This window comes from Streptomyces corallincola (genome assembly GCF_019104725.1).
Lineage (GTDB): Bacteria > Actinomycetota > Actinomycetes > Streptomycetales > Streptomycetaceae > Streptomyces > Streptomyces corallincola.
This window is the reverse complement of record NZ_JAHRXF010000005.1, coordinates 159,622-184,093: the sequence shown is the minus strand read 5'-3', so window position 1 is coordinate 184,093 and position 24,472 is coordinate 159,622. Positions and strand designations below refer to the sequence as shown.

Sequence of the window (24,472 nt, the reverse complement as noted above, 5' to 3'; positions counted from 1 at the left end):
TCCGCTCCCCCGCGCCCCGGCCGCCGCTCAGCTCTCCGGTGTCACGTACACCCCGAACTCCTCCAGCAGTTCCTCCTCGCGCAGCAGCGTGGAGCGCGCGTCGAGGCCGCGTTCCTGGGCGACCCCGGTGGCCAGCGCCTGGACCAGCGCGGTGAACGCCGTCATGGAGCGCAAGACGGAGGGTCCGGCGGCGTCCACGTAGAACGGGTGGTGCGCCGAGGCGGTCAGGGGTGAGCCGGGGTTGTCGGTGAGGGCCACGCACCGGGCGCCCCGGCTCCGCGCCCAGGCGAGCGCCTTGACGGTCTCCGCGCTGTAGCGGTGGATGGAGACGGCCACGAAGCAGTCGCCCTCGCGGACGCGGCGCAGTTCGTCGGTGAGGCCGCCCGCCCCGGCGCTGATCGTACGGACGTCCTCGCGGAGCATGCCCAGCAGATAGCCGAGCAGATAGGCCGGGGCATGGCACTTGCGCAACCCCATGACGTGCACGTTCGGCGCGTCGGCCAGCGCGGACACCGTTTCGCGCCACTGCTCGGGCGCGACCCTGGCGAAGGTGCGGGCGATGTTGGCCCGGTCCAGCGCCACGGCCCGCTCCAGCGGGTCCCCGCCCTCGGCGGTGAGCTGCTCCAGGTTGTGGTACCGGCTCAGCAACTGCGCCTGTTCGCGCAGCCGTTCGCGGCACAGCCGGGTCAGCCCCGGATAGCCGTCCAGACCGAGACCGGCAGCGAACCGTACGACCGTCGCCTCGTTCACGCCCACCGCGTGCGCCAGCTCCGACACCGTCATGAACGCGATGCCCTCGGGGTCGGCCATGACCCGCTCGGCCAGCCGCCGCTGCGACGGGGTGAGGGTGCGCCCCCTGCGGTGCAGCTCGGCGAGGAGTTCGTCGTAGGTCTGCGGGGCGGGCGCGGGCGGGGGTGTCGAGGGCATGCGGGGATTGTCTCCCGCTCCGCACCGGTGACGCAAAGAAAACTTGCGTCGATCACCCCGAGGCAAATCCGATTGCACCCGCCTCCGCGCCGCACTCGGCCCCGCGCCGCACTCGGCCCCGCGCCCGCGCCGCACCCGCACGCCGCCCCCGCACCCACCCCCGTGCCGCCCCCGCCCTCTCCCCTTGGGCCATTCGTGCCCCGCGCCCCGTGTGCCCCGCGCACCGAAGTGAGCCGGTCCGGTGCCGCCCGCACTATGGAAGGGGACGCGGGGGCCGAGGCGGAGGTGTGGTGCGGATGGCGAGCGGTGCCGTGCTCGTGCGGATCACCGGCGACGGACGGATCGTCGAGTGGTCGGCCCGCGCCGAGGCGCTGCTCGGCCGGTCGCGGTCGGAGGCGGAGGGCCGTACCGTGCCCGAACTGCTGGACGGCGCTCCTGAGCTGGCCGGGGCGCTGGGCGCGGTGTCGGTGCGGCCGGTGCTGTCCGGTGCCGAGCTGACCTGGGAGGTGCGCGAGGGACGGGACGCGGGCGCGGCCCGCCGGGACCAGGCGGTGCTGCGCACGCTGTTCACGCACGCCCCGATGGCGCTGTACGTCCTCGACCGGGAGCTGCGGGTGCTGTACTCGCGGGACGGCGTGCGGGATGCCGCTCCGTCGGCGGCGGCGCCCGGCGCCCCGGACCTCCCGGCCACGCTGGGCCTGGAGGACCCGGTGGCGGAGCGGGCGGTGGCGGGCGGGGTGCTGGACACCGGGGAGCCCGTGCTCCAGCGGCTGGTACGGGCCGCTCCGGCGGGCGGCACCGGGCGCCCGGTGGACCTGTCGTTGTCGTACGTGCGGCTACAGGGGCCGGACGGGGAGGTGCTGGGGCTGATCGCGTCGGCGCTGGACGTCACCGACCGCGAGCGGGCGCTGCACCGGCTGCGGGTGCTGGAGACGGTCCGTACGACGGTCGGCACGCGGCTCGAAGTGACGGCGGTGTGCCGGGAGTTGGCGGACGCGGTGGTACCGGCGTTCACCGGGATCGTGGTGGTCGAGGTGATCGACGACGTGATCCGGGGCGAGGAACCGCCGTTGGCGCCGGTGGACCATGAAGTGCCGCTGCGGCGGGCCGCGTTCAAGGGGGTGCTGTCCGCGCACGCGGTCGGTGACGTGCGGCGGCTGCCGGACGGCACGCCGTTCTCGCGGGTGCTCCAGGATCTGCGGCCCAGGCTGGTCCCCGTGACCGAGGACAGCGCCTGGCTGTCGGCGGACCCGGCGCGGGCCAACTCCATCACGGTGTCGGGCGCGCACTCGCTGATCGTGGCACCGCTGACGGTGCGCGGGCAGGCGCTGGGCGTGGTCAGTTTCTACCGGCACCGGGCGGAGGAGCCGTTCGACGAGGACGACATCGCGCTGGCGTCGGACGTGTGCGCGCACGCGGCCCTGTGCATCGACAACGCCCGCCGTTTCACCCGTGAACGGACCATCGCGGCCACGGTGAAGCGCAGGCTGCTCCCCCAACGCCCCTCCGTTCCGGCGACGTTGGACGTGGCGCAGATGCACATCACGGGGCCGGGCGGTGGCGGTGCCTGGTTCGACGTGATCGAACTGGCCGGTGGGCGGACCCTGTTGGTGCTGGGGGACGTGACCGGGCGGGGGGTGGCGACGGCGACGACGATGGGCCAGCTGCGTACGGTCATCCACGCGCTGGCCGGGCTGGACCTGGAGCCGGACGAGCTGATGGCCCGGCTCAGCGACACCGCCGTACGGCTGGCCGCCGAGCGGACGCGGTTGCCGTCCGGTGATCCGCTGAACCGCCAGCCGCTCACCGCGGGCTGTCTCATCGCGGTGTACGACGCGGTGGACCACACGTGCACGCTGGTGCGGGCCGGGCTGTCGGAACCGTTCCTGGTGCTGCCCGGCGGTGACGGGGCGGCCGTGCCCGCGCCGGGCGGTCCGGTGCTGGCCGGGCCGGACCAGGCGCCGTTCCCGGAGACGGCGTTCCCGATGCCCGCGGGGAGTCTCCTGGCGGTCGGCAACGAGGATCTACTGCGGGGCGAGCCGGGGCTGCGCGTGCTGTTGCGGGACGGCGCGGACGCCCCGCTGCCGGTGCTGGCGGACGACCTCTCCTACGAACTCCGCGACCGTCACGACACGGAGAAGCTGATCCTGCTGGCCCGGGCGCGGGGGCTGCCCGCCGAGCGGGTGCTGACCCTGCCGCTGGCGGAGGACCTGTCGGCGGTGCCCGCGGCCCGTACGGCGGCGCGTGCCCGGCTCGGGGAGTGGGGTGTGGCCCCGGACGCCGCGTTCACGGCCGAGCTGATCGTGAGCGAGCTGGTCGCCAACGCCGTCCGCTACGGCGCTCCGCCGTTCCGGCTCCGGCTCATCCTCGACGAGCGTCTCACCTGCGAGGTGCGGGACGCGGGGACCAGCGTGCCGCATCTGAAGCACGCCCGGCAGGTGGACGAGGACGGGCGGGGCCTGTTCATCATCGCGTCGGTCGCGGACAGTTGGGGCATCCGCTACCACCCGCACGGCAAGACGGTGTGGACCCGGCAGAACACGGGCGGCCCGCCGGTGACCGGCGGGCCGCCCCAGAACCACTAGGCGTTCACGTCAACTGGCCGACGCTCAAGGGTAGTTGTTGAGGTTGACCACGGTGTGACCCGGATTGGCCGAGTCGCCCCGGTCGTTGATGACGTGGCGGATGGTGCCGCTGCCGCCCAGGGTGACGGTGACCATGCTGGTGAAGCGGACGTTGGAGTTGTTCGGCGCTTCGATGGCGTGCTCGGCGGTGACCGAGGGGTTCACGTTGAAGAAGCAGTAGCTGCCGAACCCGTACACCTGGTGGCTGGTCACGTTGTTCGCGACCTTGTAGGCGTCGTAGCCCTGGACGCTGCCGTTCATCCAGGCGGCCTGGTTCGGCGGGTCGTACGGCATCTCGTTCTGGTAGAAGTACGTCCGGCCGCCGTTGCCGTTCCAGATGGTCTGGTGCTTCTGGTAGTGCTCGACGAACAGGCCGTACATGGTGACGTCGTCGCCGTTCACGATGAGGCCGGTGTCGGCGGTGTTGGTGTTCCAGCCGACCCCGCTGCCGTGGTCGGCGCGCCAGATCCAGGTGTGGTCGCCGATGACGTCGTCGCTGTTGACGGTGAGACTGACGGTGGCCTTGCCGACACCGGCGCCGCCGACCCGGAAGAACACGTCGTTCAGGGAACTGGGGTTGGCCGCGTGGTCGGCGGAGGCGCCGCTGGGGCCGAACTCCAGCAGCTGCGGGGAGTTGACGGTGCCCGCGTCGAAGAGGAGACCGGCGAGCTGGACGCCGTCCACGTCGGCGACGGTCATCGCGGTGATGCCGTTGTCCGGGATGAGCGTGGCGAGGCCGAGGCCCAGGACCACGGTGTCGGGCCGGGTGACCCGCAGCGTCTGGTTGAGGTGGTAGACACCGGGCGTGACCAGCAGGTTCTTGCCCTGTGCGAGCGCGTCGTTCATCTGCTGGGCGGTGGCGCCGGGCTTGACGACGAAGAACTGGTCGATCGGGATCGAGGTCCCGGCCGGGTTGCCCGCGCTCCAGCTGTTGGTGTTGGTGTTGGTCCGCTTGGCGGGCTTGAACACCTGGTACTTGCCGGCCGAGTCGATGTAGAGGAACGGCTTCTCACGGGTGACCGGGCTCTGCGCCACCGTGGTGTACGGCGGGTTCGGGAAGCTGGTGCCCGGGACTCCCTGGCTGCCGACGAACACCATGTTCCAGTTGGAGCCGGTCCAGCTGCCGAGCTGGGAGTTGCGGGTGATCCACTGCTGCTGGCTGCCGGAGCGGACCTGTCCGTCGATCTTGCTGTCGGCCAGGTAGCCGCCGCTGGACCAGCCGTTGTCGTCGAGCTGGAGGTTGCCGCGCAGGTGCATCCGGCGGTACGGCGCGGCCTGCGAGACGGCCCAGCGGTCGTTGCCGCCGTTGGGGGTGACGGACAGGTTCTCCGCGGCCCGCCAGAAGTTCTGCGTGGCGTTGCCCTGGAACCAGTCGGCCTCCGCGTGCACGGCGCCGTTGATGTTGACGGAGTCAGGGTTCAGACCGAGGCCGAGGACCTGGGTGTAGAAGCCGACGTTGACGTCGTTGTTGTAGGTGCCGGGCTTGAACAGCACGGCGCGCCGCTCGGAGCCGAACTGGTTCGTCTCCTGCTGCTGGAAGATCTGGTTCAGCCGTCCCTGGATCTGCGAGGACGACATCGACGGGCTGAAGACGTCCACGTTCGGGCCGAGGTCGATGTCACCGGGGGTGCCGGGGTCGCTGCCGACGGACGAGACCTGGAACCGCTGCGCGGCGGTGCCGTTGCAGGTGTACTGCGCGAGCTGCACGCTGTCGGCGGTGGAGGCGCCGGGCACGTCCAGGCACTTGCCGCTGTTGCGGTTGACGAAGTGGTAGGCGCCGCCGCCGTCGTCCACCGCCTGCCACTGCTGGTTGTTGCCGCCCGAGTAGGTCCACAGCTGGACGCCCGCGTTGTCGGCGGTGGAGACGTTGGTGACGTCCAGCACCTGGTTGGCGTCACCGCGGTTGTTGATCCGTACGTAGCCGTCGCTGGTGGTGGTGAAGCTCCACTGCTGGGCGTTGCTGGAGTTGCAGGTGTACTGCTGCACGGCGGTGCCGTTGGCGGTGGCGGCGGCCCGCGCGTCCAGGCACTTGCCGCTGCCGGAGTTGGTGACGGTCGCCCAGCTGCTCGGCAGCGCCTGCACGGCGGCGGGCGCGGCCGAGGAGGAGGCGGAGAACGCGCCCAGCAGTGAGGCCGTGGTCGCCATCACCGACAGGGCGGCCGTCCAGGGCCGGGAGACGAGGCGCGAGCGGGGGCTCGCGCCGTACGGGCGTACGGGAGGGTGCACGGTGACTCCTCGTCCGAGAGTCCGAAGACCGAAAGGGGGGGTGGAGGAACGGGGGGGTGTGCCGCCCGGCGGCGGGGGCGGTCCGGCCGGTGCCTGCCCGGCCGGACCGGCCGCCCGCCGCTACGGCGTGCGCCGCGGGTACGCCGGTGGTCAGCCGGTGTACTGCGCGAACACGCGGGTGTAGTCCCAGTCGCCCTGGCCGACGCCGGAGCAGCTGTCCGCGACCCCGCTGGTGCAGGGCCGGTCGCGGTTGACGGACCAGAAGGTCAGCCGCGCCAGGTGGTGCTGCTGGGCGTAGCCGAGGATGGTCCGGAAGTCGTTGACCGTGACCGTCTCGTTGTTGTCGGTGATGCCGTTCATGGACGAGATGCCCATGCCCCGGTACGCCTGGTCGTCGCTGTAGCGGTAGGCGTTCTTCAACGCGTTCTTCAGACCCTCGGCGGCGGAGATGGTGAGGTTGCCCATGTTCTGCCCGGCGCCGCCGAAGTCGAACGGCATGATGGTCCAGCTGTCCACGCTCAGACCGGAGTTGGCGGCCCGGTTGATGAGGCTGGTGTCGGGGCCGTTGGTGTTGGTGCCGATGGTGACGTAGACCTTCAGGCCGGGGTTGTTGGCCTTGACGGTCTTCAGCGCGTCCACGGTGCGCTGCTGGACGGTCGGGTTGCTGTAGGCGTCGGCCTCGATGTCGATGTCGATGGCCTTCAGCCCGTAGGCGCTGATCACCTTCTGGTAGGCGCCCGCGAGTTCACCCGCGCTGTTGCAGGAGCTCTCCAGCTTGTTGCCGCTGTAGCCGCCGAAGGACGGGATGACGTCGCCGCCGTTGGAACGGACGGTGTTGATGGTCTGCTGGTCCACCCCGCCGGTGAGCGAACGCCCGCCGTCCCACTGGGGGTTGCAGTACCCGTTGCTGAGCACGAACGCGAGCGTGAACCACTTGACGCCGGTCGCGTTCATGACGGTGGTGGGGTTGGGCGGGCTGCCCCAGCCGTTGTAGAGGTACGGCGCCACGGCCATCGGCGCGGCGGTGCCGCCACCACCGCCACCGCCGGTCCCGCCCGCCGCGGGCACGGTCCACTTCTGGTTGGCGGCCCCGGTGCAGCTCCAGATCTGTACGGGCGTGGAGTTGGCGGCGGTGTTGCCGGTGACGTCGGCGCACTTGCCGCTGAGCGCGCTGACGAGGCTGCCCCCGGAGGCGGTCCAGCGCTGGTTGGCGCCGCCCACGCAGTCCCAGAGCTGGAGCTTGGCTCCGTCGGCGGCCGAATTGCCGGTCACGTCGAGGCACTTGCCGAGGGCGCGGACGGTGCCGTCGGTGCCGACGGTCCACTGCTGGGCGGCGGTGCCGTTGCAGTCGTAGAGCTGTACGGCGGTGCCGTTGGCGCTGCTCGCGCCCGCCACGTCGAGGCACTTGCCGCTGAGGCCGGTGATGGTGCCGGTGGCGGCGGAGGCGGTGGCGGGGGCGATCAGGGAGGCGGAAAAGGTGAGCGCTGTTATACACAGGGTGTACGCGGCTGTGGAACGCAAAGACCTGGTCACAACGGTGTGGCCTTTCGTGGGGGAACTACAACCGGTCGGCGTGCGGGACCGTGCGTTCACAAAGTGAACGCCGATCGGACTCGTGGGGCGGGTCCGACCGCTGAAGCTAAAGGTATGGACCAGCTCCGTCAAGGCGTGAAGTAAGAACCGAGAAAAGTTCTTCGCGGCGCCGTGCGCTCACCACCGCCCCTGCCTGGGGGCGGTGCGGAGCGTGCTCAGTCCGTCGCCTGCCGGGACGCCAGGCTCACGTCCTCGATGTCGAGTTGCGACATGAGGTGCCGCAACACCGTGTCGTCGATGCGCCGTTCGTCGCGGAGCCGGATCAGGGTGAGCCGCTTGGTGGCGACGAGCGCCTGGCGGAGCCGCCGGTACTGCTGTTCCTGGCGCAGCGCGGGGTGTTCCTCGTCGCCGTCCGCGCGGGCCCGGATGAACGCCAGGTGCTTGTCGTACTCCACCCTCAGGCGGTCGGCCACGTCGTCGCCGACTCCGAGTTCGTCGGCGAGCCGGGGCAGCGCGTTCAGCGCCTCCTGGGTGGCGATGTTCTCGGCGAGCCGGCGTTCCTGTTCGACGGAGGTGTCGTGCGGCAGCCGCGCCCAGCGCACCACGGCGGGCAGCACCAGCCCCTGGAGCAGGGTCAGCACGATCACGCCGCCGGTGACGAACACGATGACGGCCCGGCCGGGGAACGGCGCCCCGGAGCCGACCTGGAGCGGTACGGCGAGGGCGGCGGCCAGCGACACCGCGCCCCGGAACCCGCACAGTCCGCTGACCACGCGGGACCGGTTGCTGACCCGGAGCAGGAGTTGCTTGGGGCGCCGGTCGAGGGCGCGGATCAGGTAGGCGCTGCCGAAGAGGTGGGAGAGCCGGGCGGCGACGAGCACGGCGGTGACGGCGACCGTGATGAGGATCGCGCGGGGCAGGTCGGCGTCGGACAACGTCCTGACGGAGGAGTGGAGTTCGAGTCCGACGAGTACGAACAGGGCGCCGTTGAGGAGATAGGTGGCCACCGTCCAGAAGGCGTTGGCCTGGAGCCGCATGTCGGCGCGGACCACGCGGGGCGCGACCTGGCTCATGATCAGCCCGCACACGACGACCGCGACGACCCCGGAGGCGCCGATCTCCTGCGCGATCAGGTAGGTGGTGAACGGCACCAGCAGCATCAGGACCTGCCCGTGCAGCGGGTCCTCCTTGATGCGCCGTCGCACCCACACGGCGCCCCCGGCGACGGCGGCGCCGACCAGCGCGCCGCCGAGGTAGGCCCGGACGAACAGCCAGCTGATGTGGAGCGCCTCCAGGTGCTCCTGGCCGACGGTGATGCCGACGGCGACGCCGTACACGACCAGGGCGGTGCCGTCGTTGACGAGGCTCTCGGCGCGCAGCACGGTGACCTGGCGGCGCGGCAGCAGGCGGCCGACGACCCCGACGGCCGTCGCGTCGGTGGGGGCGACGGCCGCGCCGAGCACCCAGGCGGGCCCCCACGGCAGGCCGAGGGCGTGCGCGGTGACCGCGACGGCGGCGGCGGTGCCGATGACCAGGGTGGTGCTGAGCAGCACGATGCCCCGCAGGTTGACCCGGATCTCGCGCAGCGAGGTGTTCAGACTCTCCCAGTAGAGCAGCACCGGCAGGAACAGCAGCAGGACGACGTCGGAGGGCAGCTGGACCTGGCGCAGCGCGGGGACGAACCCGAGCAGGATGCCCGCGGCGAGCAGCACGACGGGCGGTGCGATCCGGAACCGCTTGGCTCCCGCGTTGCCGAGCAGGGCCGCGAAGCCGAGCAGTACGACGAGTTCGAGACCGAGCACGGTGCACTCCGGGGGCGGCGGCGGACGGGGACTCTCCCCGCGCGCTCTCCTACCCGCGCGGGAAGAACTCGCACGCTACGACATGTCCGCCGACCGGCGAGGACACCCCGGCGGGCCTCCGCCGGGGAAGGCGGGACTTCTACAGCGGAGCCGTCCACCCGGCCTGCGAGCGGTTCAGCCGGAAGGAGATCAGGGTGACCGTGGCGAGCAGGACGGCGGCGAGCAGCAGAGGCAGCGCGGCGTACCCGTGCAGGACGGCCTCGGCGCCGCCCACCCCGCCCGCGAAGAGGCACGCGACGGAGAGCAGGCGCCGTCCGGAGCGGGCGCCCCTGCCCCCGGCGGCCCGGTTGTCGGAGGCCATGCCGGTGATGGTGAGGGTCAGCACGGTGGTGGTCAGGTCGGGGACCGCGAGGGCGCGGGCGGTGGCGTTCTGTCCGCCCAGCGCGACGCCGAGCAGGGCGATCAGGACGAAGCGCGGCACCGGGTGCGCGGGGTCGGCCACGGCCGCGACGACGAAGGCGGCGACGACCAGGACCGTCTCCAGGACCAGCGCCTGGTGCAGCACGCGTCCCCGGTGGCCCCGGAAGCGGTGAGCCGTACGCCCACCGAGGAAGGCACCGGTGGCGAACGCGGCGAGGGCCGCGAGCGAGGCGGCCGGGACGAACCCGGAGGCCCCGGCGAGCGCGAAGCCGGAGAAGATCACGTTGCCCGTCATGTTGGCGACGAACACATGGCCGAGGCCGAGGAAGCTGAAGGCGTCCACCAGTCCGGTGACCACGGTCATCGCCAGCATGACCGGCGGCAGCGGACCGTGCCGGTCGCGCGGGTCGGGGACCACGGTGGCCCATGCCTCGCGCAGCATGACGTGCCGGGTGTCGATCGCCATCACAGTTCCGTTCCAGGACAGAGGGGGCATCTCCTCCTCCAGCATGGCCCGCGCACGATCAGCGGTCCAACATATGGATACGGCCGCAGCGATCGGTCAAACAGATGGATGGTGACCGGGCCCGGCTGCCGCGGGGGATTCCAGCAGGTCCAGGAAGGCGGCCGCCGCCGGGGCGAGGCGTCCTTCGTCGTAGACCACGTACAGGTTGTGCCACGCCTCCTCGTCGTCGAGGCGCAGTGCCCGCGCGCCCTCGGGCGGACCGCTCGGGCCGAGCGAGGAGCGGGGGACGACGGTGACGCCGACACCGCGCGCGGCCAGCCGGACCATGTCGCTGACCCGGCCGATCTCGAAGTGCTGGCCCGCCTCGACACCGGCCCGGGCGAAGGCGGCCTCGACCTGGCGGCGCAGCCCGGAGCCCTGGAGGAACTGGATGAGGGGCCGGTCGGCGGGCAGTTCGGTGAGGCTGATCTCCCGGTGACCGGCGAGGGGGTGGTCGTGCGGGACGACGGCGACCAGCGGGTCGCTGCCGAGCAGCCGGTGGCGCAGCCCCTCGGGGAGCTGGCGGGGTCCGAGGCCGACGACGGCCAGGTCCAGTTCGCCCGCGACGACCGAGGCGGCCATCTCGTAGCTGGGCGCGTTGGTGACGGAGAAGTGGATGCCGGGGTGGCGGGCGTGGTACTCCGCCATGACCTCGACCATGTCCAGGTCGGAGACGGCGGTCTGCGCCAGGCCGAGCCGCAGCCGTCCGTGCCGCAGCCCGCCGAGGGCGTCCAGCGCGGCCTGCGCGTTGTCCACGTCGGCCAGGATGCGGCGGGCCAGCGGCAGCAGGAGTTCCCCGGCGGCGGTGAGCCGCACCGAGCGGCTGCTCCGGCTGAACAGCGGGGAGCCCACCTCCTTCTCCAGCCGGGCGATCTGCTGGCTGAGCGCGGACTGCGCGACGAAGCAGCGCGCGGCGGCCCGGGTGAAGCTGTGCTGGTCGGCGACGGCGACGAAGTACTTGAGGTGACGCAGTTCCACGGGAACTCCCTCCGTCATCGGACGTAACCGCTGGTGATGGGCGTGCGGGCCGGGACCTGGCGCCCGGCGGCGGTCGATTCAACCATCGCGCCGACCGATCCGCCGGATACGGCGGCCAGTCACTTGACCGATGTGTGACGTACGTCCCCTCCACCAGGCTGTGGTCACACGCAGTTTTCGACGCGCACGTTCGACGAGCACGTTCGGAGAGAGGGAGGAACCGTGTCCGTGACCTTCGCGGCTGAGACCGCTCGCGCCCCCGACGGTCCACTGGTCCGTGCCGGCCGCCGGTGGGGGTGGCTCGCCGTCCTCGCCGTCGGACTGCTGCTGTTCTGGGCCATCCACGCGGCCCTGATCTCCACGAACAACCCGAATCTGGTGCCCGCGCTCCTCTTCTTCGGCGCGGCGCTGATCCCGGCCGCGTTCGTCGCGTTCGTGGCGGGCCGGCGGCTGGACTTCGGGGTGGGGCTCGGCACGGTGGCCGGTACGGCGATCGTCGGCGGTGCCATCGGCGTCGCCACGGCCGGTGTGCTGGAGTACCGCACCCTGCTGCTGCTCGACGTGACGCCCATGATCGCGGTCGGGATCATCGAGGAGGCGGCCAAGCTCATCGTCCCGGCGCTGCTGCTGCTCGTGATCCGGGACCGGCATCCCGGCGACGGGCTGCTGGTGGGGGTCGCCTCGGGCGCGGGGTTCGCCGCGTTCGAGACGATGGGCTACGCCTTCGTCGAGCTGATCCGCTCGGGCGGCGACCTGTCGGCCGTGGACCATCTGCTGGTCGTCCGGGGCCTGTTGAGCCCGGCCGCGCACATGGCGTGGACGGGTCTGACGGCCGCCGCGCTGTGGAACGCCGCCGCGCGGGGCTGGAACCGCCGCTCCGTGGGGCTGTTCGTGCTGGTGTACGCCGTCGCGGTGGCCCTGCACACGGCCTGGGACAGCTTCGACACCGATGTCTCCTACATCGTGCTGGCCGCCATCAGCCTCTCCCTGCTGATCGCCGCGACCCGCCGACTGGCCCCTCGGCGCGGGCTGGCGGAGAATCCAACGCACTGATCCGAAATTCACCCATTTGGTCGCATTCGACTGTTGCCTCAACGTGCACCGTGACAGGTTCGGTTGGGAACTCGGGGACCGTCCGGATGCGAGCTTCATCGAAACCGGCAAGGGGAATGATGTCTGCACAGTCGCCCTACTGGGTCTCCCTGCACAAGACCGAGCCGACCTTCCAGAACGACCTCGGAAGCGTCCAGGTGGTCGATGCCAGGCACCTGGACATCCTCAAGCGGCTCTCCATCAAGAGGATCATCCTGGCGCCGGGAGCGATCCGCGAACCGCAGTGGAACGTCAACGCCAACCAGATCGCCTACGTGATCAGCGGCGAGGTCCTGGTGACGATGCTCGCCAACGCCGGTGAGCGTGCCTCGTTCGTCGCCGGTCAGGGGCAGATGTACCACGTCGAGTCCGGCGCGGTGTACCACATCGAGAACCTCGGCTCGGTGGACGCGGAGATCATCGTCGCGCTCCGCAGCGAGCTCCCGCAGCACTTCTCGCTGCGCGACAGCCTCAACGCGATGACCAACCCGGTCCTCGCCAACACCTACGACCTGCCCAGCTCGGCGTTCGCCGCCTTCGAGCGGTCGCCCGCCGAGGAGATCTTCGCCCGGCGCGGCAGTGTCCAGGTGGACGCGACGCAGCGGATGCCCAACGCCCACCTGTTCAACGTGGAGGGGCAGAACGCGCCGCTGTCCTACGCGTACGGCGCGGCGCACCTGGCCCGCAAGCAGTTCTGGGCGGCGCTGGACGACATCTCCATGTACTCGCTGCGCATCAAGGAAGACGGCATGCGCGAGCCGCACTGGCACCCGGTGACCGGCGAGATGGGCTACGTCGCCAAGGGCGCGGCCAAGATGCGGGTGCTGAGCCCGGACGTCGAGGTCGGGGAGTACGAACTGCACGAGGGGGACGTGTACTTCATCCCGCGTGCCTACCCGCACCACATCGAGGTGCTGGGCGACGAGGGGTTCCACTTCCTCATCTTCTTCGACCAGCCCACGCCGGGTGACATCGGCTACCGGGCGACGGCGACGACGTTCTCCCGCGAGGTGCTGGCGGGCACGTTCAACATGCCGGAGCGCGAGCTGCCGGAGTTCCCGTTCACCCCGGCGGACCCGCTGATCGTGAAGCGGATCAACCCCGTGGGTGCCACGGAATGACGCGGGTGACGCCCGGCGGGACGTCCGCGTCCCGTGTGCGGCGGCCGGAGGGGCGTGGCCGGTGACCACCGTCCGCACCCTTCCGGCGGGCCCTCGGGGCGGGGTCCCGGCGACCGGCTTGCTGCGTCGCCTGGGCCCCGCCTTCGTCGCGGCCATCGCCTACGTCGATCCCGGCAACGTCGTCACCAACGTGACGGCGGGCGCCACCTACGGCACGGCGCTGCTGTGGGTGGTGGTGCTGGCCACCGTGGTCGCGGGGCCGGTGCAGTACCTGGCGGCCAAGCTGGGTTCGACCACCGGGCGGAGCCTGCCGCAGCTCATCGCGGGGCACACCTCGCGGCCGTTCCGGCTGGCCTACTGGGTGCAGGCGGAGGGCGTGTCCATCGCCACCGACCTGGCCGAAGTGGTGGGCGCCGCCATCGCGTTGCACCTGCTGTTCGGGGTGCCGCTGCCGGTGGGCGGGCTGGTCGCGGCCGGGGTGGGCGCGCTGCTGCTGGCGGTGGGCGACCGGCTCGGCGACCGCTTCCTGCAAGGGGTGTCGCTGGCCTCGCTGGTGATCATCGCGGCCGCGTTCCTGATCTGCCTGTTCGCCCGGCCGCCCGGTGTCGGGGAGCTGGGCAGCGGTCTGGTGCCGACCCTGAAGGGCAGTGACGCGGTACTGCTCGCGGCGGGCATCGTCGGCGCGACGATCATGCCGCACGCCGTGCACGTGCACAGCGCCTGCGCGCGCGGCTACCGCAGCCTGGGCGCGCACCGCATCGACGTGGGGCTGGCCATGCTGCTGGCGGGCACGACCAACGCGGTGATGCTGCTGGTCGGGGCGGGCGCGCTGCGTGGTTCGGCGGGGGACGACTTCTCCGGGATCGCCTCCGACGTGGCCGCCCGGATCGGCCCGGCCGCGCAGACCGCGTTCCTGGTGGCGCTGCTGGTGAGCGGGCTGACCTCGACGGCGGTCGGCACCCAGGCGGGCGCCGTGGTCACCAGCGGCCTGCTGCGCCGCCGTATCCCCGCCTCGGTACGGCGCTGCGCGACCGTGCTGCCCGCCGTGGTGCTGCTGGCGGTCGGGGTCTCACCCGTGCAGATGCTGATCATGAGCCAGGCGGTGCTGGCCATCGGCCTGCCGCTGGTGCTGATCCCGCTGCTGTTGGCGACCTCGTCCCGCAGGCTCATGGGCCGGGCCGCCAACTCCCTTGCGCTGACCGGCGTGATGGGCGTCGCCACGGTCGCGGTGATCGGCCTGGACCTGGCGCTGCTGGGGCAGTTGCTGCTGCCGGGCTGAGCGCGGGCCGCTCCACACGCGGGGACACATGCGTACGAGACCTGACGCGGTACGGCCGTCAGGTCCCGTGGCGCGTCAGGTCCCGTACGGGTCCCCGGGGCGGTCGGCTCAGGCGCGGACCAGGGCCAGCACCTCGTCCCGCAGCGCGGTCACGGCCGCCCGGTCCGGGGCCTCCACGTTGAGCCGCAGCAGCGGTTCGGTGTTGGAGGGGCGGAGGTTGAACCACCAGCCGTCACCGGTGACGGTCAGTCCGTCGAGTTCGTCGGCGCTGACGCCGGGGCGCCCGGCGAACGCCTCCCGTACGACGGCGACGGTGGCCGCCTGGTCGGTGACGGTGCTGTTGATCTCACCGGAGGCCGCATACCGCTCGTACTGGGCGACCAGCGCGGACAACGGGGCGTCCTGGCCGCCGAGTTCGGCGATGACGTGCAGGGCGGCGAGCATGCCGGTGTCGGCGTTCCAGAAGTCCTTGAAGTAGTAGTGCGCGGAGTGCTCGCCGCCGAAGACGGCGCCGGTGCGGCTCATCTCGGCCTTGATGAAGGAGTGGCCGACGCGGGTGCGCACCGGGGTGCCGCCGTGCTCGCGGATCACGTCGGGCACGGCGGCCGAGGTGATCAGGTTGTGCAGCACGGTCGCGCCGGGGTCTCCCGCGAGCAGCCGGGCGGCGATGAGCGCGGTGATCGCGGACGGCGACACCGCCTCGCCGCGCTCGTCCACCACGAAGCACCGGTCGGCGTCCCCGTCGAAGGCCAGCCCGAGATCGGCGCCCTCGGCGCGCACCGCGTGCTGGAGGTCCACGATGTTCTTCGGGTCCAGCGGGTTGGCCTCGTGGTGGGGGAAGGTGCCGTCCAGCTCGAAGTAGAGCGGCACGATGTCCACCGGCACGTCCCGGAACACGGCCGGGACGGTGAGGCCGCTCATCCCGTTACCCGCGTCCACGACGATCTTCAGCGGGCGTACGGCGGACACGTCCACCAGGCCGAGCAGGTGCCCGGCGTAGGCGTCCAGCAGATCGCGGGAGGTGCGGGTGCCGGGCGCGCGGGCGGGCGCGGGCAGCGGTGCGCCGCCGGACCAGCGCTCGACCAGGGTCCGGATCTCCGCGAGCCCGGTGTCCTGGCCGACCGGCGCCGCGCCCGCCCGGCACAGCTTGATGCCGTTGTACCGCGCCGGGTTGTGGGAGGCGGTGAACATGGCGCCGGGCAGGCCGAGCAGGCCGCTGGCGAAGTACAGCCCGTCGGTGGAGCACAGCCCGGTCTCGGTGACGTCGGCGCCTTGGGCGGCGGCGCCCTCGGCGAAGGCGCGGGCGAGGCCGGGCGAGCTGTCGCGCATGTCGTGGCCGGTGACGATGGCGGTCGCGCCGGTCACGGTGACGAAGGCGGCGCCGAACAGCCGGGCCAGCTCCTCGTCGAACTGGTCGGGGACCACGCCCCGTACGTCGTACGCCTTGACGAGGGCGGACAGGTCGGGGCCCGTTCCGTCGTTCACTGCTGCTTCTCCTTGGGGGTGATCCAGACGGCCGTGTCGGTGGGGACGCGGCGGCCGTCGAGCGGGGCACTGGCGAGTACGACCTCGGCGGAGGCGTCCAACTCCACTGCCTCCGTACCGAAGTTGACGAGGCAGGTCAGCTCGTCGGAGCGGGCGACGGCGAACCAGGAGCCGTCGGCGGGGCCTTCGACGCGCGGCGGCCCGTCGGCGGCGGGGTGGGCGCGGCGGGCGCGCAGCGCGATCCGGTAGAGGGTGAGCATGGAGTCCGGGTCGCCGTCCTGCTCCGCCACGGTGTACGCGGCCCAGTCGGCGGGCTGCGGGAACCAGCACGCCCCGGGCGCCGACTCCCCGAATCCGTACGGGGGTTCGGTGCCCTTCCAGGGGAGCGGGACCCGGCAGCCGTCGCGTCCGCGTTCGGTGTGCCCGGAGCGTTCCCACTGCGGGTCCTGGATGCGGTCGTCGGGGACGTGGGCCTGCGGCAGCCCGAGTTCCTCGCCCTGGTAGACGTAGGCGGCGCCGGGCAGGGCGAGCATCAGCAGGGCGGCGGCGCGGGCGCGCCGGGCGCCGGTGGGGCCGCCGCCGTACCGGGTGACGGGGCGGACGGCGTCGTGGCTGGAGAGCACCCAGGTGACCGGGGCGCCGACGGCGGCCATGCCCTGCGCGGACCGCTCGACGACCTCGCGCATCGCCCTGCCGTCCCAAGGGCATTCCAGGAAGGCGAAGTTGAAGATCTGCTGCATCTCACCGGGTGCGACGTAGCGGGCGAGGCGCTCGCGGTCGAAGATGCCCGCCTCGGCCACCAACACCCGCTCGCGCGGGGCGACGGCCCCGGCGGGTGCGGGGTGTTCGTCGAGCAGGGTGCGCCAGGTGCGGAACAGCGGGTGCAGTTCGGGCTGGTCGTAGTACGGCATCAGGTGGTTGCGGTGCGCGTCCCGGTGCTGGCCGGGGCCCGCGTCGGGCAGGCCGTCGGCCTTGAAGAGGGCGTGCGCCACGTCCACCCGGAAGCCGTCCACACCCCGGTCCAGCCAGTGGACGAGAATCCGCTCGAAGTCCGAGACCACCTCGGGATGGCGCCAGTCGAGGTCCGGCTGCTCGGGTGCGTGCAGGTGCAGGTACCAGGGTCCCGGGGTGCCGTCCGGTTCGGTGATCCGGGTCCAGGCGGGGCCGCCGAACGCCGACTGCCAGTCGTTGGGCGGGAGTTCGCCGTGCGTACCCCGGCCGGGCCGGAACAGGTACCGGTCGCGGGCCGCGCCGTCCTTCAACGCCCGCTGGAACCAGGGGTGGTGGTCGGAGGTGTGGTTGGGGACCACGTCCACGAGCACCTTGAGCCCGAGGGCGTGCGCCGCGGTGACCAGGGCGTCGAAGTCGGCGGGCGTGCCGAGGTCGGCGGCGACCCCGGTGTGGTCCGCGATGTCGTACCCGCCGTCCGCGAGGGGCGAGGGGTAGAACGGGGTGATCCACACGGAGTCCACACCGAGGTGGGCGAGGTGGCCGAGGCGGGCGGTGGCGCCGGGCAGGTCGCCCACGCCGTCGCCGTTCCCGTCCGCGAAGGCGCGGGGGTAGATCTCGTAGGTGACGGCGTCCCGCCACCAGGCGCGCGTCATCGGCTCTCTCCCTCGGCGGCGGGCGACAGGTCCTCGGCGGCGGGCAGGACGTCGGTGAGCGCGACGGTGGTGCCGGTGTGTCCGGCGCGGGTCGCGGCCTCCGCGACGGCGACGGCCAGCAGGCCGCTCTCCGCCCCGGCGGCGGGGGTGCCGCCGTGGGTGGCGCAGTGCAGCAGGTCGGTCAGGGCGGCGCGCACGCTCTCGGCGTACACCTGCTGCTTGGCGGCCTCGCCGCCGAGGTCGATCACGCAGTCCACGCGGTGCGGGACGGTGCGGCTGACGCCCCGGCCGCGCGCGGGCGCGGCGGACCCGGCGTCGCGGGCGACCCGCACGGTGACCGACTCCCCGCCGTGCGGGCGCAGTCCGGGCACGGCCAGCAACTCCTGCGCCCGCGACGGCAGTCGCTCCCAGCGGGCGGCGCCCTCGTCGTCGGTCCAGGCGGTGACGGTGGCGTGGACCGGTATCCAGCCGGTGACGCGCGCCTCCGCGAACCCGTGGTCCAGGCGCATGAGCTGGCGCTCGGCGCGGTGGGCGTGGGTGAAGGAGTGGGTGTGGGTGGCGACGGCACCGCCGGGGTGGACGGCGGTGGCCACCACGATGTCCACCACTCCCCCACCGGACACCGTGCCCCCACCGGACACCGCGCCGTCCTCGCGTCGTACGTCCGTGCCCTGCACGGTCGTCGGGGCGCTGCCCAGCAGGGCGTTGGCGGCGTCGAAGAAGTGCACCCCGTGCTCGATGTGGATGCCGCCGCTGTGCGCGGGGTCCCAGAACCAGTGGCCGGGGTGCAGATCCTCGTCGGCGGCGTCGTTCTCGAACGCGAACCGCCGTACGGGGTCGAGGAGTTGTTCGTCCATGAGCCGCCGGAGCAGCCGCAGTACGGGGTTGTAGCGGAGCACGTGGTCCACGAGGTAGACGCCGGGGGCGCGGGCGGCCTCGGCGGCGACGCGGCGGGCGTCGGCGGCGGTGAGCGCCATCGGCTTCTCGCAGAAGACGTGCTTTCCGGCGCGCAGCGCGGTGACGGAGGCGTCGGCGTGCGCGGCGGGCGGGGTGGCCAGCAGGACCACGTCCACGTCGGGCAGGGCGCAGACCTCGTCGAGGCCGCCGTGCGCCGGGGCGCCGAACCGGGCGGCGAGCTTCTCGGCCCGCCCCCGGTCGGCGTCGGCGCACGCGGCGACGCGCAGGCCGGGCAGATCGCGGACGGCGTCGAGCACGAAGGTGCCGAAGCCACCGCAGCCGACCAGCGCGACGCCGTGTACGGGAGGTGCGGAGGTCACTCGGAGCGGTCCAGCCGGGCCACACCGATGTGCGCGTCCGCCATGCCGTAGAAGACGTAGCGGACGCCGTCGATCTCCTCGACGGCGGTCGGGAAGACCACGTTCGGGACGGTGCCGGAACGCTCCTCCTCGGTCTCCGGGGCCATCAGCGGCTCGGCGGTGCGGGCGAGCACGCGGGAGGGGTCGGCGGGGTCGAGGATCATCGCACCGGCCGCGTAGTTGACGGTCTGGACCTGCGCGAACGGGTCCTCGATGGTGCCGGAGACGCCGTGGTGGATGAGCAGCCAGCCCTCCTCGACGCGGATCGGGGCGGGACCGGCGCCGATCTTCAGCGCCTCCCAGTCGTACTCGGAGAGCGCGACCAGGCGGTGGTGGCGCGGCCGGGTCAGCGCGGAGAGGTCCTGCTTCACCTCGTCCACCGGGACGTAGGAGATCCAGATACCGGGGCGCTCGTCGGTGATCCCGGCCGGGAGGTGGACGCCCTCGCCGGGGCGGAACCAGCCGAGGTCCCACATCGGGCGGTGCAGCATCGCGTAGTACAGCTCGCCGTCGGGGCCGGGGACCGGCTCCGGGAAGTGCACGACGTCCTTGTTCGGGAACAGGTTGAGGTCGGTGTCCAGGTCGGCCTGGTAGGCGAACTGGATCGGGCCGAGCCGCTCCCAGGTCACGAGGTCGGCGGAGACGGCGAGCGCCGGCTTGGGGCCGAGCGGGCCGTAGGCGACGTACGACATGACGTGGCGGCCGAGCGATTCGATCCAGGTGATGCGCGGGTCCTCGACACCGGCGTTGTTCTTGCCGCGCTCCCAGCCCTCGTCGGGGGCGAGGACGACGCCCCGGCGCTCGACGCCGGAGGGGACGCCGTCGGTGAGGACGACCTCGGCGAGGCCGACGCGGGAGACGTTGCCCTCGGAGACCAGGCGCGGCAGCAGGTGCAGGGTGCCGTCGGGGGTGCGGCCGGAGGCCGGGTTGAGCACACCCTCGACCTCGTTGGCCTCGCCGGGCAGCGGCGACATGACCACTCCGGCCCGGGTGAGGGTGTAGGGGACGTGGGTGGTGGTGCTGTGGGACACGAGGAGTCAGCCCTTCGTCGCTGAGTCGATGTCGGTGGAGGTGAAGTGCCGCTGGAAGATCACGTAGAGCGCGACCGCGGGGGCGGCGAGCACGCAGGCTCCGGCGAGGATGGCGCCGAAGGGGTTGGCGGCGCTGGAGGAGACGGTGCTGATGTAGTTGGCGAGGGAGACCGCGAGGGGCTCCATCTCCTGCTTCTTGGTGACCAGGAACGGCCAGAGGAACTCGTTCCAGGGGCCGGTGAAGCTGAGCAGCACCACGGAGAGCAGGGCGGGGCGGCACAGCGGCAGCGCGATCCGCCACAGGATCTGCAGTTCGCTCGCGCCGTCGATGCGGGCGGCCTCGAACATCGCGGGCGGCAGTTGCAGGAAGAACTGCCGGAAGATGAAGACCGCGCTGCTGTTGATGGCGAACGGCAGGATCATGCCGAGGTAGGAGTCGGCGAGCCCGTAGTCGCGCACGATCAGCACGTACAGCGGGATCAGCAGCAGCTGGAACGGGACGACCTGGACGAGCAGCACCAGGGCGAACGTGGAACCACGCCCCCGGAAGTGCAGCCGGGCCAGGGCGTATCCGGCGAGCAGGCCGAACACCGTGGTGCAGAGGATGACACCGCCGGTGAAGATGCCGGAGTTGACCAGCGAACGGCCCAGCGAGATCGCGGAGTCGATGGCGGTGTAGTTGCGGAACGACAGGTTGTCCAGGTGCGGGAAGGCTCCCGCCGGGCTGGAGTCGGGCGCCTTCTGCAACGACCCGATGATCATGTAGTAGAAGGGGAAGAGGAACGCGAACGCGCCGATGAGCAGGGCGATCCGCGAACCGATGGAGCGCGGGCCCTTCTTCGCGGGCTCGGGCGCGGTGCCGTCGTTCTTCCGCTCCCCGCCGGGGCGGGCGGTGACGTCGGTGGTCATCTCAGTCCCTCTCCACGAGTCGGCGGTAGATGAGCGAGATCGCGGTGATCAGCACGACGAGGATCACGCCGATGGCCGCCGCCTGGTCGGGGTGGCCCTGCTGGAGCCCGCGCTGGTACATGAGCAGCACCGGCGAGGTGGTCGCCCCGTCGGGGCCGCCGCCGTTGGTCAGCAGGTACGGCTCGGTGAACAGGTTGGCGCCGGTGATGGTGGCGAGGATCAGCACCAGCAGGGTCGCCGGGCGGACCGCCGGGACGGTGATCGACCAGAAGGTGCGCAGCCTGCCCGCGCCGTCCATCGCGGCCGACTCGTACAGCTCGTTCGGCACGTTCTGGAGCGCCGAGAGGTAGAGCACGACGAAGAAGCCGAGCTGTTTCCAGGCGACGAAGACCGCCACGACCGGCATGGCCAGGTGCGAGTTGACCAGCCAGGACGGGTCCGGGGCGAGCGATCCGAGCACCCTGTTGACCAGGCCGCCGGAGTTGAACAGGAACATCCACACACCGACGACCGCGACGGACGCCGTGACGTACGGGATGTAGTACGCGGTACGGAAGAACGACCGGAACGGCAGCTTCTTGTTCAGCGCGGTCGCCAGCACCAGCGAGCCGACCACCGTCAGCGGCACGTTGATGACCAGGAAGACGGCGATGTTCAGGAACGAACGCCACACGGCCGGGTCGGTCAGCACCTCCTCGTAGTTGGCCAGCCCCACGAAGGGACGCGCCACCTCGACGCCGGGGGCGGCGAAGAAGTACGAGTGGAACGACATCCACACGGCGAAGCCGAGCGGGTACAGGAAGATCGCGGCGAGGTAGACCACGTACGGCGAGACGAACAGCATGCCGATGGGCTGCCGGCCGCCGAGGCGTGCGCGCAGGGACGGCTTGGTCCCCGGTGCCCCCGCCGGGGTCCCGGCGGCGGTGCGCCGGGACCCTCGGGTGTCATGGCTGGTTGCGGACATGACGGCTGCTCACTGGCCGTTCGCGAGCTTGTCGATCTTGGCGGCCGTGTCCTTCATCGTCGTGGCCAGGTCGCCCTTGCCGAAGATGACGGCCTTGGAGTAGGCGTCGCGGAAGGTCTGCCAGATCTCGACCGAGTTCGGCACGTTCGGCGCCTCGACGGTGTGCGCGGCCTGCTTGGCGAACTCGGTGTACTGCTTGTGCGAGGCGAAGTACGCCGGGTAGGCGGCGGTCAGGTCGTCGCGCATCGGCATCTGACCGGTCTCGTCGAGCAGCTTGCCGTCCTGCTCCTTGCTGGTGGCGAACTTCATGACGTCCCAGGCGGTGCCGCGGTTCTTGCACGCGGTGTACATGCCGATGGACTTCTCGTCGCTGAAGGTGCCCTTGCCCGCGGAGCCGTCGGCGGTCGGGACCGGCACCGCGCCCCAGTTGACCTTGTCGCCGTAGACGGAGACGGCCCACGGGCCGACGATCGCCATCGCGGCCTTGCCGTCGGCGAACGAGTCACCGTTGTACGTCTCGTTCGGCGCCAGGTGGTCGGCGTACATGGTCTTCCAGAACTGGGCGGCCTTCAGACCCTCGGGGGTGTCGAAGGTGGACTTGCCGTTCTCCACGAGCTGCTTGCCGGTCTGCGCGGCGAACAGCGGGTAGTAGTCGAACCAGGACTGGAAGAACTCGGAGCTGGGCGCGGGCCAGATCGCGGCCTTGGCGGCGTGGCTGTCCACCAGCTTCTTCGAGGTGGCCAGGAAGTCCTGGTAGTTCGAGAGCTTGGGGTCGTTCGGGTCGAGACCGGCCTTCTTGAACAGGTCCTTGTTGTAGAAGATCATCACCGGGTTGCTCTTCCACGGCATCTGGTAGATCTTGCCGTCCGGCGAGGCGTACTGCGACAGCTTGCTGCCGACGCGGGCCTTGAGGTACTTCTCCCCGTCGGGGAAGTCGTTCAGCGGGACCAGACCACCCTGCTTCTGGAAGCCGGGGACGGCGGCCGGGGCGGTGTTCAGCACCAGGCAGGGCGCGTTGCCCGCGGTGATGGCCGCGCCGATGACCTCTTCGCTGCTCTTGCCCGCGGGGATCTCCTGCGCGGTGACCTTCTCCTTGGGGTGGGCGGCGTTCCAGGCGGCCACCATGTTCTTGCCCCAGGACACCTCCTGCGCGTTGTTCGAGTACCAGATCGTGATCGGTCCCCGGGCGCTGTTGGAGGCGCCGCTGTCCGAGCTGCCGCCGCACGCGGTGAGCGTGAGAGCGGCCACCGGCAACATGGCGAGGAGGGCCTTCTTCATTGGAGGTTCCGTTTCTGAGGGTGGGTTCCAACGGGGTGACACGGCCGTCCGCCGCCGGTCGGGCCGGGCGCTCGGATCAGCAGGGCGTGTCGGTCGGTGAGGTTCTCGGTTCGTACGGCGGGCGTACGGCGGTCAGACGGCGCGCACCGGCGCGGGGCCGGTCGAACCGCGCACCACGAGGGTGGCGGGCTCCAGTTCGAGGTTCGCGGCGCCTCCCGTGCGGACCGCCTCGACCAGTGCCTGGGCGGACGCCCGGCCCCAGGAGACCGGGTTGGCGCGGCAGGTGGTCAGCGGCGGGCTGGTGTAGGAGGCCAGCGGTACGTCGTCGAAGCCCACGACCGACAGGTCGTCCGGCAGCCGGAGCCCCGCGTTCTGCGCCACGGCCATCCCGGCGGTGGCCGAGAGGTCGTTGCCGTAGACGATGGCCGTCGGCGGCACGGGCAGGTCGAGCAGCATCCGGGTGGCGCGGGCGCCGCCCTCGGCGGTGAAGCCGCCCGGCAGTAACGTTCCGGCGGGCAGTCCGGCCTCGGCCAGCGCCTCGCTCCACGCCTGGGTACGGCGCCGGGCGTGGCTGTACTGGTCGGGTCCGGCGACGTAGGCGATGTCCCGGTGGCCGAGCTGGGCGAGGTGCAGTACGGCGTCGCGTACGGCGGGCCGGTCGTCCAGGTTGACCGTGGGCAGACCGGTGTCGGTCTCCGGGGCGCCCACCACGACGGCGGGCAGGCCGAGTTCGGCGACGAGCGCGGGCCGGGTGTCGTCGGCGCGCAGGTCGGTGAGGAAGACGCCGTCCACCCGGCGGTCGGCGGCGAGGGCGCGGTAGGTGTCCGCCTCCTTGCCGGGCCGGCTCATCTGGAGCATCAGGCCGTCGCCGGTGGCCGAGATGACCGACTCGATGCCCGCCATGAAGGCCGGGTAGAAGGGGTCGGTGCCGATCAGCTCCGGCTCGCGGGTGAGCACCAGACCGAGCGCGTGGGCCCGGCCGGTGGACAGGGCGCGGGCGCTGGTGCTGGGGGTCCAGCCGAGTTCGGCGGCGGCGGACCTGACCCGGCCCTGGGTGGTCACGGCGACGCCGGGACGGTTGTTGAGCACGAAGGAGACGGTCGCGCGGGACACGCCGGCCAGCTTCGCGACATCCGCGATGGTGGGACGACGGGGCATGCCGGGACCGCTCTCTTCCGCAGGGACGCCATCGAGGCGTCCCCGCACGGAGGGTGCGGGCGTACGGGTCCTCGGGCACACGGGATGCACGAGTCACTCGTACGAGACGTCATCGTCCCGGCGTTTGAACCGGTTTAAATGGCTGAGCGGTAGCTTCGGCGTGACATCCCGAGAAAGTCAAGGCCCCAAGAAAATGTGGGTTGTTTGGGTGGATATAAAG

Annotated in this window: 18 protein-coding genes; 4 read left to right on the top strand and 14 right to left on the bottom strand. The window is 71.8% G+C overall.

Features of this window, described 5'->3' with window-relative positions:
* Nucleotides 1-27 precede the first annotated feature (27 nt).
* Nucleotides 28-927: a MurR/RpiR family transcriptional regulator gene (locus KUM39_RS06240; RefSeq protein WP_217784380.1), complete on the bottom strand. Its 900-nt coding sequence runs from the start codon at nucleotides 925-927 to the stop codon at nucleotides 28-30.
* 296 nt (nucleotides 928-1,223) lie between these two features.
* Between KUM39_RS06240 and KUM39_RS06235 the strand changes: the two genes are divergently transcribed.
* Entirely contained in the window at nucleotides 1,224-3,512 is a 2,289-nt protein-coding gene (locus tag KUM39_RS06235) for an ATP-binding SpoIIE family protein phosphatase (protein ID WP_217784379.1), read from the top strand.
* 24 nt (nucleotides 3,513-3,536) lie between these two features.
* Here the strand turns inward: KUM39_RS06235 and KUM39_RS06230 are convergent, their stop codons facing one another.
* From KUM39_RS06230 to KUM39_RS06210, 5 genes are all read right to left on the bottom strand, one after another.
* Nucleotides 3,537-5,696, bottom strand: coding sequence for an RICIN domain-containing protein (locus KUM39_RS06230; RefSeq protein WP_217784434.1), 2,160 nt, complete (start codon nucleotides 5,694-5,696; stop codon nucleotides 3,537-3,539).
* Between the two features lie 231 nt (nucleotides 5,697-5,927).
* Complete coding sequence (locus tag KUM39_RS06225) at nucleotides 5,928-7,298, bottom strand: lectin (protein WP_372455713.1); 1,371 nt, start codon at nucleotides 7,296-7,298, stop codon at nucleotides 5,928-5,930.
* 227 nt (nucleotides 7,299-7,525) lie between these two features.
* On the bottom strand, nucleotides 7,526-9,112 hold the full coding sequence (locus KUM39_RS06220; protein ID WP_217784377.1) for a Na+/H+ antiporter: 1,587 nt from the start codon (nucleotides 9,110-9,112) through the stop codon (nucleotides 7,526-7,528).
* Between the two features lie 139 nt (nucleotides 9,113-9,251).
* Nucleotides 9,252-9,998 (bottom strand): YoaK family protein, encoded by a 747-nt coding sequence (locus KUM39_RS06215; protein WP_217784376.1) that lies wholly within the window; start codon nucleotides 9,996-9,998, stop codon nucleotides 9,252-9,254.
* Nucleotides 9,999-10,094: 96 nt separating this feature from the next.
* Complete coding sequence (locus tag KUM39_RS06210) at nucleotides 10,095-11,015, bottom strand: LysR family transcriptional regulator (protein WP_217784375.1); 921 nt, start codon at nucleotides 11,013-11,015, stop codon at nucleotides 10,095-10,097.
* Between the two features lie 228 nt (nucleotides 11,016-11,243).
* Between KUM39_RS06210 and KUM39_RS06205 the strand changes: the two genes are divergently transcribed.
* The 3 genes from KUM39_RS06205 (at nucleotide 11,244) to KUM39_RS06195 (ending at nucleotide 14,507) form a co-directional block, all read left to right on the top strand.
* Nucleotides 11,244-12,068, top strand: a complete 825-nt coding sequence (locus KUM39_RS06205) for a PrsW family intramembrane metalloprotease (RefSeq protein WP_217784374.1) — start codon at nucleotides 11,244-11,246, stop codon at nucleotides 12,066-12,068.
* A gap of 116 nt (nucleotides 12,069-12,184) precedes the next feature.
* Nucleotides 12,185-13,228 (top strand): cupin domain-containing protein, encoded by a 1,044-nt coding sequence (locus KUM39_RS06200; RefSeq protein WP_217784373.1) that lies wholly within the window; start codon nucleotides 12,185-12,187, stop codon nucleotides 13,226-13,228.
* 61 nt (nucleotides 13,229-13,289) lie between these two features.
* Entirely contained in the window at nucleotides 13,290-14,507 is a 1,218-nt protein-coding gene (locus KUM39_RS06195) for an Nramp family divalent metal transporter (protein WP_217784372.1), read from the top strand.
* A 108-nt stretch (nucleotides 14,508-14,615) separates the two neighbouring features.
* Here KUM39_RS06195 and KUM39_RS06190 read toward each other — a convergent pair whose 3' ends face one another.
* The 8 genes from KUM39_RS06190 to KUM39_RS06155 form a co-directional block, all read right to left on the bottom strand.
* Complete coding sequence (locus tag KUM39_RS06190) at nucleotides 14,616-15,992, bottom strand: phosphomannomutase/phosphoglucomutase (protein ID WP_217784371.1); 1,377 nt, start codon at nucleotides 15,990-15,992, stop codon at nucleotides 14,616-14,618.
* The gene (locus tag KUM39_RS06185) at nucleotides 15,989-17,596 is read right to left on the bottom strand and encodes a glycoside hydrolase family 13 protein (RefSeq protein ID WP_217784370.1); all 1,608 of its coding nucleotides are present in this window, start codon (nucleotides 17,594-17,596) and stop codon (nucleotides 15,989-15,991) included. Before KUM39_RS06185 ends, KUM39_RS06190 begins: the two co-directional genes overlap by 4 nt.
* Nucleotides 17,593-18,873 (bottom strand): Gfo/Idh/MocA family protein, encoded by a 1,281-nt coding sequence (locus tag KUM39_RS06180; protein WP_217784369.1) that lies wholly within the window; start codon nucleotides 18,871-18,873, stop codon nucleotides 17,593-17,595. Before KUM39_RS06180 ends, KUM39_RS06185 begins: the two co-directional genes overlap by 4 nt.
* The gene (locus KUM39_RS06175) at nucleotides 18,870-19,943 is read right to left on the bottom strand and encodes a glycoside hydrolase family 130 protein (protein WP_217784368.1); all 1,074 of its coding nucleotides are present in this window, start codon (nucleotides 19,941-19,943) and stop codon (nucleotides 18,870-18,872) included. Before KUM39_RS06175 ends, KUM39_RS06180 begins: the two co-directional genes overlap by 4 nt.
* Before the next feature lie 6 nt (nucleotides 19,944-19,949).
* Nucleotides 19,950-20,852: a carbohydrate ABC transporter permease gene (locus KUM39_RS06170; protein WP_217784367.1), complete on the bottom strand. Its 903-nt coding sequence runs from the start codon at nucleotides 20,850-20,852 to the stop codon at nucleotides 19,950-19,952.
* A gap of 1 nt (nucleotide 20,853) precedes the next feature.
* Nucleotides 20,854-21,816 carry a carbohydrate ABC transporter permease gene (locus tag KUM39_RS06165; protein WP_217784366.1) on the bottom strand — a complete coding sequence of 321 codons (963 nt, stop codon included), beginning with the start codon at nucleotides 21,814-21,816 and terminating at the stop codon, nucleotides 20,854-20,856.
* Nucleotides 21,817-21,825: 9 nt separating this feature from the next.
* On the bottom strand, nucleotides 21,826-23,094 hold the full coding sequence (locus tag KUM39_RS06160; protein WP_217784365.1) for an extracellular solute-binding protein: 1,269 nt from the start codon (nucleotides 23,092-23,094) through the stop codon (nucleotides 21,826-21,828).
* Between the two features lie 132 nt (nucleotides 23,095-23,226).
* Nucleotides 23,227-24,252 (bottom strand): LacI family DNA-binding transcriptional regulator, encoded by a 1,026-nt coding sequence (locus tag KUM39_RS06155; protein WP_217784364.1) that lies wholly within the window; start codon nucleotides 24,250-24,252, stop codon nucleotides 23,227-23,229.
* Nucleotides 24,253-24,472: the final 220 nt, after the last annotated feature.

Excerpts from the sequence above, each read along its gene's own strand:
- KUM39_RS06240 (WP_217784380.1), bottom strand. The coding sequence starts at position 927 with ATGCCCTCGACACCCCCGCCCGCGCCCGCCCCGCAGACCTACGACGAA.
- KUM39_RS06235 (WP_217784379.1), top strand. The coding sequence starts at position 1,224 with ATGGCGAGCGGTGCCGTGCTCGTGCGGATCACCGGCGACGGACGGATC.
- KUM39_RS06230 (WP_217784434.1), bottom strand. The coding sequence starts at position 5,696 with ATGGCGACCACGGCCTCACTGCTGGGCGCGTTCTCCGCCTCCTCCTCG.
- KUM39_RS06215 (WP_217784376.1), bottom strand. The coding sequence starts at position 9,998 with ATGGCGATCGACACCCGGCACGTCATGCTGCGCGAGGCATGGGCCACC.
- KUM39_RS06200 (WP_217784373.1), top strand. The coding sequence starts at position 12,185 with ATGATGTCTGCACAGTCGCCCTACTGGGTCTCCCTGCACAAGACCGAG.
- KUM39_RS06185 (WP_217784370.1), bottom strand. The coding sequence starts at position 17,596 with ATGACGCGCGCCTGGTGGCGGGACGCCGTCACCTACGAGATCTACCCC.
- KUM39_RS06170 (WP_217784367.1), bottom strand. The coding sequence starts at position 20,852 with ATGACCACCGACGTCACCGCCCGCCCCGGCGGGGAGCGGAAGAACGAC.
- KUM39_RS06165 (WP_217784366.1), bottom strand. The coding sequence starts at position 21,816 with ATGTCCGCAACCAGCCATGACACCCGAGGGTCCCGGCGCACCGCCGCC.
- KUM39_RS06160 (WP_217784365.1), bottom strand. The coding sequence starts at position 23,094 with ATGAAGAAGGCCCTCCTCGCCATGTTGCCGGTGGCCGCTCTCACGCTC.
- KUM39_RS06155 (WP_217784364.1), bottom strand. The coding sequence starts at position 24,252 with ATGCCCCGTCGTCCCACCATCGCGGATGTCGCGAAGCTGGCCGGCGTG.